The following is a 13,398-nucleotide window of genomic DNA, read 5'->3' on the forward strand; positions in this document are numbered from 1 at the left end:
TGAACCGAAGAAAGATGGATTTTTGTGGATAAAATCCCCCCTCCTTTCGTGTTTTTAGTTAGTTTTGATTATAGCATAAAAGCTGGTCATTCTTTGAAAAGGATATAATAGTACTCGGAATAGTTTTGGTAAAAAACGGGAGGACAGGGTGGCTTGGGAACGCTATTTTGAGAATGCCCCGGTGACGTTGATTGTCTGGAAGGATTTTCTGGGCATACCGGCTTTGATTGCTGGGAATTTCGAAGAGCTGGGTTTTCCTAAGGAGGAACTCCTTTCTGGCAAAATGAGTTTCCGGGAGTTCATCCATCCTGCTGATACCGGTAGAGTATGGCGGGAAAGAGCTATCTTTTTGCGTTATGGTGGCCGGAGAGCTCTTTTCAGGTACCGTATGGGTGAAAGTTCAGTTCCAAAGTGGATTGAAGAGGAAGTAATTTATCTTGAAGAGGAGCGACGTTATTGCAGTTTTTTTAAAGACATAACTCACTGGAAGCAGAGGGAAATGGAACTCTTGAAAAAGTATGAAGTATACTACCAGCTCTTTGAACATGCTCCAGTTTCTCTATGGGAAGAGGATTTTTCGGCCTTGAAAGAGTATGCAGATAGAATTAAGCAAAAAGGGATTGCGAACCTTGATTCTTATCTGGATGCTCACGTCGAAGAGGTAGCTGAAGCAGTAAGTAAAATACGTATCTTCAACGTCAACCTGAAGACGCTGGAGGTTTATGGTGCAGTGAGCAAGAAACAGTTTTTCGAAAGACTCAAAGAGCTGACGTATCCCTATTCCTTTCAAAAATTCAAGGCGTATATTCTGGCAATCGCTCAGGGCAAAACCTCTTTTGAGTGGGAAGAATTACAACGGGATTTACAAGGTCGCCCCATTCATGTCCATTTTACCTGGCAGGTGGTTCCAAGTTATGAACATGACTTTTCCCGGATAATGGGAATTCTTGAAGATGTGAGCGAGAGAAAAGCTCGGGAAGCAGCAATGGTTTATCGGATGAGCCACGATTCCCTCACCGGGTTGCTTAACAGGGCTGCTCTTTTTGAGCGGGTGGAAAACCTGCTTGCTGACCGCAGGATTCAGGGTGAAAAGCTAGCAGTTTTTTTCATCGACATTGATAACTTTAAATTGATTAACGACTGTTTTGGTCACGAGATGGGAGACAGGGTGCTGGTGGCATTTGCTAAGCGATTGAAAAGTTTTCTACGTGACGAAGATTTGCTGGCCCGTTTTGGAGGAGACGAATTCGTGCTGGTTTTGAGAGCTATTCGCTGTATCAAGGATACCGAAAGAGTGAAGCGCTTGCTTGAGGACCGGTGTGGAAAAGCGGAGCAAGTCGGAGATAAGCAGGTCAGGCTCTTTTTCAGTGTAGGTGTTGCTCTTTATCCAGATGACGCTAAGGATTTTAAAACCCTCCTGAAAATCGCTGACTTCAGGATGTACCAGGAAAAGAGGAGAAAGCGGCAAAGAGGCGAATCCGGTTTTCTCAAATAAAAATTTGATTATAAATCCGCAATTCTCAATTTCTTTCAAAATGCTTTAACTGTCACGGTAATTTCTTGCGTTTATAGTGCATAATTTTTGCTTGACATGTTGCCTTCTATCCCTTATATTTATTCAGGCATAACGGAAAAGTTGTGCCGGTGTAGCTCAGCTGGTAGAGCAGCTGATTTGTAATCAGCAGGTCGTCCGTTCGAGTCGGATCACCGGCTCCATGGTTTTTTGTGGGGAGGTACCCAAGTGGACAAAGGGAGCGGACTGTAAATCCGCCGGCTGTCGCCTTCGTAGGTTCGAATCCTACCCTCCCCACCATAAAGTGAAGAATTAAAAAGGTGCCTGCGTAGCTCAGTGGTAGAGCGCACCCTTGGTAAGGGTGAGGTCACCGGTTCAATCCCGGTCGTAGGCTCCATTTTTCTTTTTATAAAAGGCATGAAGTAGCTGATACTGGATTTATGATGCGCTTAAAGCAAGCAACTTGACTCTTTTGGAAATTAGAAAAGACTTGAAACGAGGAGGATTCCTATGGCCAAGCAAAAGTTTGAACGCAAAAAGCCCCATGTCAATGTGGGAACCATTGGACATGTCGACCATGGAAAGACTACGCTCACTGCAGCAATAACTATGGTGCTTTCCAAGGTGGGACTGGCAAACTACACACCTTTTGAGCAGATTGACAAAGCTCCTGAGGAAAGAGAGCGAGGTATCACCATTGCCATTGCCCATGTGGAGTATGAGACTGAAAAAAGGCACTATGCCCACATCGACTGCCCTGGGCATGCTGACTACGTCAAGAACATGATTACTGGAGCTGCCCAGATGGACGGTGCCATCCTGGTGGTCTCTGCTGCTGATGGTCCTATGCCTCAAACCCGAGAGCACATTCTCCTCTCCCGTCAGGTAGAGGTGCCCTACATCGTAGTCTTCATGAATAAAGCTGACATGGTGGATGACCCAGAGCTCATAGAGCTGGTGGAGATGGAAGTGCGAGATCTCCTTAACCGTTATGAGTTCCCAGGAGACGATGTACCGGTAGTGGTAGGCAGTGCTCTCAAAGCCTTGGAATGTGGCTGTGGTAAGCGGGAGTGTGAGTGGTGTGGTAAAATCTGGGAACTCCTGGATGCCATGGATGAATACATTCCTCTTCCCCAGCGTGAACTGGACAAACCCTTCCTGATGCCTATCGAGGACGTTTTCTCCATCACCGGTCGTGGTACTGTGGTTACCGGAAGAGTGGAGCGTGGAGTCCTGCACCTTGGTGACCAGGTGGAAATCGTGGGACTTTCCCATGAGATCAAAAAGACTGTGGTCACTGGCATTGAGATGTTCCGCAAAATCCTTGATGAAGCCCAAGCTGGAGACAACATTGGTGTCCTGCTTCGAGGTATTGAGAAGAAAGAAGTAGAGCGAGGACAGGTTCTGGCTGCACCTGGTTCTATCACTCCACATACCCACTTCAAAGCTGAGGTCTATGTGCTCACCAAAGAAGAAGGTGGACGACACACTCCCTTCTTCAATGGTTATCGTCCCCAGTTCTATTTCCGCACCACTGACGTTACTGGAGAAATCAAACTCCCTGAAGGTGTGGAAATGGTCATGCCTGGAGACAATGCCAACCTGGAAGTAAAGCTCATCTACCCCATTGCCATGGAGAAAGGATTGCGCTTTGCTATTCGTGAAGGTGGTAGAACAGTTGGAGCAGGTGTGGTAACTGAGATTATAGAGTAACTGTGGAGGTTGCTGTTCCATGCAGGAAACCATAACTTTTGAATGTACGGAGTGTCGTCGACGGAACTATCAGGGTAGCAAGAATAAACGCAACAAACAGGGGCGTCTGGAGTTTCGGAAATACTGCCCCCACTGTCGAAAGCACACTGTGCACCGTGAGACTCGCTAATTAAAAAGCCCGTGCATTCTTGCACGGGCTTTTTAATTCTCTTTTTTTCTACAAGGCATCCTTTAAGAAAGTACAAATCTTTTGAAACACTTCCTGAGGTATCGCTCTCGATGTGTCCAGATATTCTTCAGGAGAGGAAAACTCTCCTTTTACCGGCCTGAAGAGGTGGTCCAGGTTGGGGAAAATCACCAACTCGTAAGCTACACCGTTTTGCTTTAGTATTTCAGCAATTTTCAGGGCATCCTCGGTTTTTACCTGGTAATCTTTTTCTCCCTGTAGAATCAGGGTAGGAATCCGGATTTTCTGGAACCACTCCTGAGGATTGAAGTGGAGATAGTCCTTCCACCATTTCCAAAGCGGTATGGGAACACCTTCCACGTCCTTTTTGCCCTGGGCCAGGGCCTCAAAGATTTTTTCCTGCTGAGCTATGGCTTCCTGAATGACCCGGGAATCCTTTACTCCCGAAATCAGGTATAAATAGGTTATTTGTTCTTTTACCAGCTCAACCAGTGAACGTGCTGGAGTTGCCATAAGTACCAGCGCGGATGCAATGGGGCTTTGAGCGGCAACCATGCAAGCAATGGTTCCACCTTCACTGTGACCCAGAAGCGCTACTTTTTGAGGGTCTATTTCAGGCTGCGCTGTAAGGAACTCCAGGGCACTCCGGGCATCTTCTACCAGGTCATAGAGGCCGCTGGATGCAAAATCTCCTCCACTTTTGCCCACTCCTCTTTTATCATAGCGCAACACTGCAAAACCACATTCTGCCAGCCGCTGAGCCAGCTCGGAAAAGGTGTTGAGCGTTATTCCCTGAGGGACATTTTCGTTGCGGTCCACCGGTCCCGAACCAGCAATGAGGAGTACGGCAGGAAAGGGTGGTTTTCCACGGGGGAAGGTTAGGGTTCCGCTCAGCATTATGTCCTGACTGGGGAAGACTACCTCTTTTTCTGTAAATTCGCTTGTTTCGGATAAAGACCGAGGTTGTGCTGGTAGTGAGGGCTGAATGGTAATGAGTTCGGGAACCTGAAATACAGAAAGGGGGCTTATCTCTTCAAGCAAAGTTACCACAGGACCTGCCAACGAAGCGGATTCCATGCGGACTATGAGTTTTTCCTGTTCGTTAAGGTATATAATTTGTGATAGACCTTCCTTGCCCAGTTCTACCTGATAACATTGAAAAGTGTCCAAGGAAGTAGGAACCGCTACATCTTTTTGAAGGAGTCTGGCAACTATTTTCCCGGAGTTTAGGAGATTATAGGAATGGGTGGGTTCTGTTTCCCAGTTTTCCTGTGGCAGGAGGAAAAGAAGCGAAAGGGGATCCAGTACACCTCCCTGAAGGGGTATTGACTGCTGGGTGACAGTATCGCCAATTTTTTGCACCAGGTTAATCTGGCCTTTCTGGTACTGAAATTCGAACAGACTGGTGCTTTTCTGCTGGGCAAAGGTCTGTTCAACCACATAGCGCAAAGGTTTTTTCTGCTTTGCATTGAACAGGGTTGCTTCTTCTATCCTGGTTCCCGCAGGCATACCGGGCATTTTCTCAAGTGTTTGTACCTGGTGAAGATATATTTCCTCTTGACTTTTGGGATCAGGTAAAACACGAAGCAGGATTTTGCCGATTTTCTCTCCTTTGAGCAGTATTGCATAATGAAACTCGACCGGTTTTTCCTGAGCAAAGGTGCTTGACAATGCAAAGAAGGTGAAGCAAAATACCATCGCTCCCATCCAGAGAAATTTCATTTTGGCTTTGCTCCTTTCTTCCTGGTTGCTTTTTGGGGCTTTTATAGAGTATATTCCTGTTGTGTTTTTAATGCAAAAGGAAAGAGGGTTGGAAATGGTAAAGGAAGGAAATCTGAAAACTCAGGAACTTTTTGACAAATCAAGGGCATTGCATCGTTTTTACCGCGGGAAGATAGAGACACTGCTCAAATGCCCGGTACGCGATTACCAGGACTTTGCGCTGTGGTATACTCCAGGAGTTGCTGCAGTAAGCCGGGCGATTGCAGAGGATAGAGAACTTTCTTTTCAGTACACAAACCGCTGGAACACAGTAGCGGTGGTTTCTGATGGGAGCAGGGTTCTGGGGCTTGGTGACATCGGCCCGGAAGCGGCTCTCCCGGTTATGGAGGGGAAGGCACTCCTTTTCAGGTATCTTGGGGGAGTGGACGCATGGCCGATTTGTGTCCGCACCCGGAACCCTGAAGAGCTCATTGCGCTGGTTCAAGCTATTTCTCCCACCTTTGGGGGCATTAACCTTGAAGATATAGCCCAACCCCAGTGTTTTGCGGTCCTGGAAACGCTTCGAAAAACCCTTGATATCCCGGTGTGGCATGATGACCAGCAGGGAACGGCTCTGGTCACCATTGCAGCTTTTCTGGGTGCGCTGGATGTAGTTGGCAAAGCTCCGGACCAGGTTAAAGTTGCTTTGATAGGTGCTGGGGCTTCTAACCTGAGAATTGCTCACCTCCTGATTGCAGTCGGCGTACCTCCTGAAAACCTGGTGCTTTGTGATAGTAAGGGGACCCTGCACAGGGGAAGAAAAGACCTGGAGGAGAGCCATCCTTGGAAGTGGGAACTTTGCCAGGTGACCAATGGGGAAAATCTGGTAGGTGGCAAGGAAGAAGCGATAAGGGGTAGGGATGTTTTGATTGCTCTTTCTACGCCTGGTCCTGGGGTCATTAAGCCGGAATGGGTGGCCCAGATGAACAGCGAGGCAATCGTTTTTGCCTGTGCTAATCCAGTACCAGAGATCTGGCCTTGGGAAGCCAAAGAGGCTGGTGCCAGGATTGTGGCAACTGGTCGTTCTGATTTCCCGAACCAGGTCAACAACTCCCTGGGTTTTCCTGGTGTTTTTCGGGGAGTGTTGAGCGTTCAGGCTCGCACCATCACCGATTCCATGTGCCTTGCGGCGGCAAAGTCGCTTTATGAATTTGCCCGTCGGAAGGGGTTAAACGAGGATTACATCATTCCCAGTATGGAAGAGTGGGAAGTGTATGTGGAAGAGGCTAAAGCGGTGGCCCGGGTTGCTCTGGAAGAGGGAATAGCGCAAAGGGATGTTTCTCTGGAAGAAATAGAGAGAGAATCGCGTTTTCTTATTCAAAGAGCCAGGGAAATTACTGCTTTGATGCAAAAGGAGGGTTTTGTGATTAGCCCGGAAGGTGGTGGAACGTGAAAAAGATTACTTTCGAGGAAATAGCTGAGCGAGTGGAGCAGGCTCTTATAGAGATAAACATAGTTGCTTCGGAAGTCTTGCGTCAAAAAATGCTCCAGGTGCTTACCAACGAGGGGGAGAAAGTGGCCCAGGAAATGGTTTCTCAGATTCTCGAAAACTATGTGGTAGCAGAAGAGAATAGGCTTCCCCTGTGTCAGGATACTGGAATGGTCCAGGTAGAGGTGAAAATAGGCCAGGCAGTGAAGATTGAAGGGGGCAGTCTTAAAGAGGCCATTGCCGAAGGGATACGTCGCGCATATCAAAAGGCGTATTTTCGGAAATCAATCATTGCTGACCCTTTTTTCGGAGTCAACACCCGTGATAATACGCCTCCGGTTTATTTCTTTGATTTTGAAGGGGAAGAAGAACTGGAAATAAACTTGCTGGTGAAGGGTGGAGGCTGTGATAACATTAGTTCCCTGGGTGTTTTAAATCCGGGAAGCTCTGTAGAAGACCTGGAGCGTTTCGTTTTGCGCGAGCTGGACCGCAAAGCGGCTCAGGCTTGCCCACCGCTTGTGGTGGGTATTGGAGTAGGTGGTAATGCTGCATATGCTATGTATCTTGCTTCTCGGGCTTTGAGTAGGCCTCTGGGGTCAAAAAACCCGGACCCTCGCTATGCACAGGTTGAGGAACGTATGAAGGAAAAGATAAATCTCCTGGGCATTGGTCCTCAGGGAGTAGGTGGTAAGAATACCTGTCTTGAGGTTAGGATAGAGGTTTATCCGTGTCATATAGCCAGCTTTCCGGTGGGTTTGGTAGCGAGTTGCCATGTTTTCCGCCAGAAGACGCTCAGGTGGTGAAAGGTATGGAAGAGCAAGCAGAAAAAAATCGGGAATTTGTTTTGAAAACACCCCTTTCAGTTGATGATACTCGAAATTTGCGAGTAGGTGACATAGTGTATTTGAGTGGCGACATTTACGTGGCTCGGGACGCTACACACCGCCGTATGCTGGAAGACCTCAAAAAGGGCAAAGAACTACCTTTTGAAGTAAAAGGTGCAACCATTTACTACGCGGGTCCAACTCCCACTCCGCCGGGGAAGGTGATTGGCTCAGTTGGGCCGACCACCAGTTCCCGAATGGATGCCACAGTTGAGGAATTGTTAAAGCTGGGGGTTAGGGCAACCATTGGTAAAGGAGCTCGCAGCGAAGAGGTGAAAAAACTTCTGGAAAAACACCTTGCAGTGTACTTCATTGCCTGTGGTGGTGCTGGAGCATACCTTGCCCAGTTTGTGTTGCGCAGGGACGTTCTGGCTTATGAAGACCTGGGGGCACAGGCTCTCCTGCGGCTTTTTGTGCGTGATTTCCCCCTGATTGTTGCTTATGATAGCTTCGGGGGAGACCTCTTTGAAGAGGGCAAAATTCGTAATCGGGGGATTACCCTCTACTAATTGAGTCTTTTAGGGAGGTGCATATTGTGTTCTGGGATATCATTTTTCTTTTGATTCTTTTCAGTGTTTATTTTCCAGCTCTGCAGCGCAAGATGATAGAACAACAGCGGTTGGCCGCCATTCGCAACTTAGAACGCAAGAGGCGTTCTCGAGTCATTGCTATGATTCATCGCCAGGAATCGGTGAGCTTCTTGGGGCTACCTGTCGCTCGTTACATTAACATTGAGGATTCGGAAAAAATATTGCGGGCTATACACCTTACCCCGCAGGATATGCCTATCGATCTTATCTTGCATACCCCGGGTGGTTTGGTCCTGGCTGCTGAGCAAATTGCCTGGGCTATTAAGCGGCACCCCGCTAAGGTCACCGTTTTTGTTCCCCACTACGCTATGTCAGGAGGAACGCTTATTGCATTGGCTGCTGATGAAATCATTATGGATCCCAATGCAGTGCTGGGTCCCGTAGACCCTCAAATCGGTACTGTGCACGGGCAGTATCCGGCAGCATCCATATTAAAAGCTCTCGAAGAGCCCAACCCCAACCGTGACGACCAGACCTTAATTCTGGGTGATGTGGCCAGGAAGGCAATTGACCAGGTTTACAACGTGGTGTTTAATCTCATCAAGGATAAAATGCCGGAGGAAAGGGCTCGTGAGCTTGCCAGGACCCTTTCTGAGGGTCGTTGGACTCATGACTTTCCGATAACTGTGGAAATGGCCAAGGAAATGGGCCTTCCGGTTAAAGATGAGCTTCCCGAGGATATTTACGAGTTGATGGAACTCTATCCTCAGCCTCCCCAACAGCGGCCTTCTGTTGAATATGTTCCTTTGCCCTACCGGCCGTATCGCCAGCCCGGGAGGGGTCGTGGAGACAGTTAAAATCTGGAAAGGTGGATTGCAGTGGCAAAAAAGCTGATTATTACCGAAAAACCAAGCGTAGCCAGAGACATTGCTTCGGCTCTGGGAAAGTTTACTAACCATAAAGAGTATCTGGAAAATGAAACCTACGTCATTACCTGGGCACTGGGGCATCTGGTAGGCCTTGCGGAGCCTGAAGATTACGATAAAAAACTCAAGGTCTGGCGATTGGTGCTTTTACCGGTTATTCCTGAAGAGTTCAAGCTTAAGGTGTTGGAAGGCAATCGAGACCGACTGAGAGTAATTCAAAAACTTATCAAGCGCCAGGATGTGGAGGCGCTCATCAACGCCTGCGATGCTGGAAGAGAAGGCGAACTAATTTTCAGGTATATTTACGAGTTTGTAAAATGCAAAAAGCCAGTGTTCCGGCTCTGGCTTTCATCAATGACCCGGGAAGCAATCCGGGAAGCCTTTCGTAATCTTCGAGCTGGGGAAGAGTTTGCCAACCTGGCTGCGGCAGCCAAATGTCGCTCTGAAGGTGACTGGCTGGTGGGCATCAATGGTACCCGAGCTTTCACAGCTCGTTATCGCACTCTTTTGTCAGTGGGGCGGGTGCAGACTCCAACTCTCGCCATACTGGTGCACAGGGAGCGGGAAATTCAGGAGTTTGTGCCCACACCTTATTGGGAAGTATTCGCACGTTTTGCTTCTCCGGCGGGGGCGTATCTTGGAAAATGGAGTAACGGGGAGGACCGGGTTTATTCCCAGGAGGAAGCACAGGCCATAGTCGAGCGGGTTAGAGGTGGAAAGGGTGCAGTTGTAGAGTTTGAAGAGCGCCAATCCAGCGAAGCGCCTCCTTTGCTTTACGATTTGACTGCTCTTCAGCGAGATGCCAATAAACTGCTCGGTTTTTCGGCCCAGCGCACTCTTGACGCAGCGCAAAAGCTTTATGAGTCCTACAAGCTCATTACTTATCCTCGCACTGATTCTCGTTTCCTTTCTGAAGACCTGATGGTGGTGGTTGAAAAATCCTGGTCCATGCTGGGTGATTGTGGGTATCGAGAACTGGTTGCGGGTGGGTTACCCCGGAGTGTGCTCAGCAATAAGCGTGTTTTTGATAAAAGTAAGGTAACAGACCACCATGCCATTATCCCTACTGGAGAGCCCATTTGCTGGGATACGTTGAGCTCTGATGCACAGAAGATAATGGACTTGATTGTCAAAAGATTTATCAGTGTTTTTTATCCAGATGCAAAGTGGGCGCACCGCAAGATACACACCCGGGTAGGAGAGGACCTTTTTGTTAGCAAGTCCAAAGTCCTGGTGGAGCCGGGCTGGAGAAAGGTATACGGTGAGAAAGAGAGTGAACCCCAGGATTTTCTGCCTCGCTTGGAGGAAGGAGAAGTAGTCTCTGTAGTTGAAACCTGGTTTGAGGCAAAGGAGACCAAAGCACCACCTCGCTACACGGAAGCCACCCTTCTTGCTGCCATGGAAAATGCGGGTAAATTTGTTGAGGACGAGGAGTTGCGTGAGGTTTTGAAGGAAAACGGCATTGGTACGCCGGCGACCAGGGCGAGCATCATTGAACGCCTGATTGAAGTCGGGTACGTGGAACGAGAAGGGAAGACCCTGATTCCTACTCCCAAGGGTATGGAATTAATCAACATCGTGGAAGCCATACCCATAGAAGAGCTGGCTTCTCCTCAGCTTACCGGCGAATGGGAACGCAAGCTGCGGTTAATGGAAAAAGGCGATTACAGCCGAGATGTTTTTATGGAAGAAATTAAGCAGCTCACGGTGGAAATCGTGGAAAAGTTGCGCAATAAAGAGTACCAGGGAGAGCTGGAGAGAATCCATGTTCCGATTGGTTCCTGTCCACTCTGTGGAGCGCCGGTTTACGAAAACCAGAAGGCTTTTACCTGTTCTCGCTGGAAGGAAGGTTGTCAGTTTGTCGTCTGGAAGACCATTCTGGGCAAAAAGTTAACCCGGGCTCAGGTACGAAAACTGCTTGAAGAGGGTAAAACTGAAAAGCTGTACGGCTTCCGCTCCCGGAAAAGCAAAAAGAAGTTCTCTGCTGTCTTAGTTCTGGATAGCGAGGGGAAGATTTCTTTTGAGTTCCCGACTTCTCGCAAATCTTCCACCAAAGAAGAGTAAATCGCAATTAGCAATTGCTTTGGAGCTGGTTACCCGAATTGGGATTTTTGTTTTATAATGGTTCTTAGCAAGAAAAACAAGGAGCAGGAACATTTTGGAAAAGCTAATCGTCCGTGGGCCAGTTTCTCTTCAGGGTAAAGTGCGCATTGGAGGCTCTAAAAACGCAGCGCTTCCTATTTTGGCTGCTTCTTTGCTGGGTACTTCTCCTTCTTTGCTGCGCAATGTTCCTGACCTTCTCGATGTGCGTACTATGCTTTCGGTCCTTGAGAACGTGGGGGCCCAGGTGGAAAAAATTGACCGACATACCTACCGCGTGGGGCCAGCTTCGCTCCAAAACTGTGAGCCTTCCTACGAACTGATTAGGAAGATGCGAGCTTCCTTTCTCATCACTGGACCCCTCCTTTCTCGCTTGGGAAGAGCTAAAGTCCCTTTGCCAGGGGGGTGTGCTATCGGCTCACGGCCCATCGATCTTCACTTGAAGGGATTTGCACATCTCGGTGTAGAAGTGATTCAGAGCGCTGGGTACGTGGAAGCTAAAGCTGGACTTCTGCACGGGGGAGAAATTTATCTTGACTTTCCCAGTGTGGGAGCTACCGAGAATCTTATGATGCTGGCAGCGTCGATACCCGGAGAAACACTGATCATCAATGCTGCCAAGGAACCAGAAGTTGTCGATTTAGCTCGTTTTTTAACCCTGATGGGTGCAGAAATTCAGGGTGTGGGTACTGATGTGGTATTGGTGAAAGGCAAAAAGAACCTCCGGGGTGTGGAGTATGAAATTATGAATGACCGGATAGAAGCAGGGACTTTTTGCGTTGCTGCAGCAATCACTCAGGGTGAGGTGGAAATCGAGGGTGTGGACTTGGGTCACGTCTTTCCAATCGTTACCAAGCTCGAGGAAACGGGCGCTCGAGTGGAGAAAACTGGCGAAAGGACGCTTCTGGTTACCATGCGGGAACGCCCTCGGGCAATAAATATAAAGACCATGCCCCATCCCGGTTTTCCCACCGATATGCAGGCTCAGTTCACTGCTTTGCTTTGCATTGCTGAGGGAGTGAGTGTGATTACCGAGACCATTTTTGAGAGTCGCTTTGCCCATGTGGGAGAGCTGGAAAGGATGGGGGCTAACATCCAGGTGGAGGGAAGAAGCGTTATTGTGCGGGGAGTGGAAACTTTAAATGCGGCACAGGTAGCAGCTTCGGATCTACGGGCGGGGGCAGCTCTTATTCTGGCTGGTCTGGCTGCGCAGGGCGAAACTGAAATCAGTGGTTTATTTCATATTGATAGGGGTTATGAAGCTATTGAAGAGAAGTTGAATGCTCTGGGCGCTTGCATAAAACGGGTTAAAGATGTGGACAGGGGGAATGCGGATGTGGAATAAGCGATTGGGAATCGACCTGGGTACAGCGACTACGCTGGTTTATGTTCAAGGCAAAGGAATTGTTTTGAACGAGCCTTCAGTGGTTGCAGTTGCCAAAAACACTGGTAAGGTTCTGGCTATTGGTAGAGAAGCACGAGAGATGATTGGAAAAACACCCGAGTACATCGTTGCCCATCGTCCCCTGAAAGATGGTGTTATCGATAACTACGAGATAACCAGAAAAATGCTTTCTTATTTCATCCAGAAAGTTTGCGGAAGGAGCATCTTTAAGCCCGATATCGTGATTTGCGTTCCTTCAGGGTGTACCGAAGTCGAAAAAAGGGCTGTACTCGATGCTGCGTACCATTCTGGAGCTCGCAGGGCGTATCTGGTGGAAGAACCTATGGCAGCGGCAATTGGGGCAGGACTTGATATTACTGGGCCTTCTGGCAACATGGTTATAGACATCGGTGGAGGTACCACCGATGTTGCCGTGCTTTCCCTGGGGGGTATTGTGGTGAGTCGTTCTATAAGGGTGGCTGGAGATAAAATGGATGAGGCCATCGTCCGTCATCTCCGCAAGAAATTCAATATCATGATTGGAGAAAGAACTGCGGAACAAATTAAAATAGAGGTTGGCTATGCGGTACCCCCCGACCAGGATAAATCAATTCAAGTAAAAGGGAGAGACTTAGTTTCTGGCCTTCCCAAAGAGATTACGATTACGGCTTCTGAAATACACAAGTGCTTAACCGAACCCCTTTCTTCGATTCTGGAAGCGGTGCGCATGGTGCTTGAACATACTCCTCCCGAACTTGCAGCTGATATTGGTGAAAAGGGTATTTGTCTCACTGGGGGCGGTGCGCTTTTACATGGTATTGATGTTTTAATCAGCAGGTCCACAGGTACGGTGGCCTATGTAGCTGAAGACCCCATTTCCTGTGTGGCGTTGGGGGCTGGTAAAGTTCTGGATCACCTGAAGGAGTTGCGAGAAGGCTTCTTGTTCACCAAGGGGAGGAATCGCTAATTTT

The 13,398-nt window shown here is 48.4% G+C and carries 11 protein-coding genes and 3 tRNA genes; 13 read left to right on the forward strand and 1 reads right to left on the reverse strand.

Translation table 11 applies throughout. The features are described from left to right. Positions 1-148 precede the first annotated feature (148 nt). The 6 genes from ACKTT1_RS01675 (at position 149) to rpmG (ending at position 3,395) form a co-directional block, all read left to right on the forward strand. On the forward strand, positions 149-1,495 hold the full coding sequence (locus ACKTT1_RS01675; protein ID WP_412709934.1) for a diguanylate cyclase: 1,347 nt from the start codon (positions 149-151) through the stop codon (positions 1,493-1,495). Between the two features lie 145 nt (positions 1,496-1,640). After that, positions 1,641-1,716 (forward strand) — tRNA-Thr (locus ACKTT1_RS01680). Between the two features lie 11 nt (positions 1,717-1,727). After that, positions 1,728-1,813: transfer RNA gene (locus tag ACKTT1_RS01685), tRNA-Tyr, on the forward strand. Positions 1,814-1,835: 22 nt separating this feature from the next. Further along, positions 1,836-1,910, forward strand: a tRNA-Thr gene (locus ACKTT1_RS01690). Between the two features lie 113 nt (positions 1,911-2,023). Continuing rightward, the gene (gene tuf / locus ACKTT1_RS01695) at positions 2,024-3,226 is read left to right on the forward strand and encodes an elongation factor Tu (RefSeq protein WP_412709935.1); all 1,203 of its coding nucleotides are present in this window, start codon (positions 2,024-2,026) and stop codon (positions 3,224-3,226) included. A gap of 19 nt (positions 3,227-3,245) precedes the next feature. Further along, entirely contained in the window at positions 3,246-3,395 is a 150-nt protein-coding gene (gene rpmG, locus ACKTT1_RS01700; RefSeq protein WP_412709936.1) for a 50S ribosomal protein L33, read from the forward strand. Positions 3,396-3,443: 48 nt separating this feature from the next. On the opposite strand, the gene ACKTT1_RS01705 is transcribed toward rpmG, so the two are convergent. Beyond that, positions 3,444-5,135, reverse strand: a complete 1,692-nt coding sequence (locus ACKTT1_RS01705) for an alpha/beta hydrolase family protein (RefSeq protein WP_412709937.1) — start codon at positions 5,133-5,135, stop codon at positions 3,444-3,446. 94 nt (positions 5,136-5,229) lie between these two features. Here ACKTT1_RS01705 and ACKTT1_RS01710 point away from each other — a divergent pair, with 94 nt between their 5' ends. From ACKTT1_RS01710 to ACKTT1_RS01740, 7 genes are all read left to right on the forward strand, one after another. Continuing rightward, complete coding sequence (locus ACKTT1_RS01710; RefSeq protein ID WP_369017819.1) at positions 5,230-6,567, forward strand: NADP-dependent malic enzyme; 1,338 nt, start codon at positions 5,230-5,232, stop codon at positions 6,565-6,567. Continuing rightward, positions 6,564-7,406 carry a fumarate hydratase gene (locus ACKTT1_RS01715; RefSeq protein ID WP_369017818.1) on the forward strand — a complete coding sequence of 281 codons (843 nt, stop codon included), beginning with the start codon at positions 6,564-6,566 and terminating at the stop codon, positions 7,404-7,406. The genes ACKTT1_RS01710 and ACKTT1_RS01715 overlap by 4 nt, the downstream gene beginning before the upstream one ends. A 5-nt stretch (positions 7,407-7,411) precedes the next feature. Then, positions 7,412-7,996 carry a FumA C-terminus/TtdB family hydratase beta subunit gene (locus ACKTT1_RS01720; RefSeq protein WP_369017817.1) on the forward strand — a complete coding sequence of 195 codons (585 nt, stop codon included), beginning with the start codon at positions 7,412-7,414 and terminating at the stop codon, positions 7,994-7,996. Between the two features lie 26 nt (positions 7,997-8,022). Next, entirely contained in the window at positions 8,023-8,874 is an 852-nt protein-coding gene (locus ACKTT1_RS01725; protein ID WP_412709938.1) for an SDH family Clp fold serine proteinase, read from the forward strand. A 21-nt stretch (positions 8,875-8,895) separates the two neighbouring features. Then, a complete protein-coding gene (locus ACKTT1_RS01730) occupies positions 8,896-11,007 on the forward strand; it encodes a DNA topoisomerase 3 (RefSeq protein ID WP_412709939.1) in 2,112 nt (703 codons plus the stop codon). Positions 11,008-11,101: 94 nt separating this feature from the next. Continuing rightward, positions 11,102-12,388, forward strand: coding sequence for a UDP-N-acetylglucosamine 1-carboxyvinyltransferase (gene murA / locus ACKTT1_RS01735; RefSeq protein ID WP_412709940.1), 1,287 nt, complete (start codon positions 11,102-11,104; stop codon positions 12,386-12,388). After that, positions 12,378-13,394, forward strand: coding sequence for a rod shape-determining protein (locus tag ACKTT1_RS01740; protein WP_412709941.1), 1,017 nt, complete (start codon positions 12,378-12,380; stop codon positions 13,392-13,394). Before murA ends, ACKTT1_RS01740 begins: the two co-directional genes overlap by 11 nt. Positions 13,395-13,398: the final 4 nt, after the last annotated feature.

It is taken from the genome of Atrimonas thermophila (assembly GCF_045864955.1).
Classification (GTDB): Bacteria; Atribacterota; Atribacteria; order Atribacterales; family Thermatribacteraceae; genus Thermatribacter; species Thermatribacter velox.

Excerpts from the sequence above, each read along its gene's own strand:
- ACKTT1_RS01740 (WP_412709941.1), top strand. The coding sequence starts at position 12,378 with ATGTGGAATAAGCGATTGGGAATCGACCTGGGTACAGCGACTACGCTG.
- tuf (WP_412709935.1), top strand. The coding sequence starts at position 2,024 with ATGGCCAAGCAAAAGTTTGAACGCAAAAAGCCCCATGTCAATGTGGGA.
- ACKTT1_RS01720 (WP_369017817.1), top strand. The coding sequence starts at position 7,412 with ATGGAAGAGCAAGCAGAAAAAAATCGGGAATTTGTTTTGAAAACACCC.
- ACKTT1_RS01705 (WP_412709937.1), bottom strand. The coding sequence starts at position 5,135 with ATGAAATTTCTCTGGATGGGAGCGATGGTATTTTGCTTCACCTTCTTT.
- ACKTT1_RS01710 (WP_369017819.1), top strand. The coding sequence starts at position 5,230 with ATGGTAAAGGAAGGAAATCTGAAAACTCAGGAACTTTTTGACAAATCA.
- rpmG (WP_412709936.1), top strand. The coding sequence starts at position 3,246 with ATGCAGGAAACCATAACTTTTGAATGTACGGAGTGTCGTCGACGGAAC.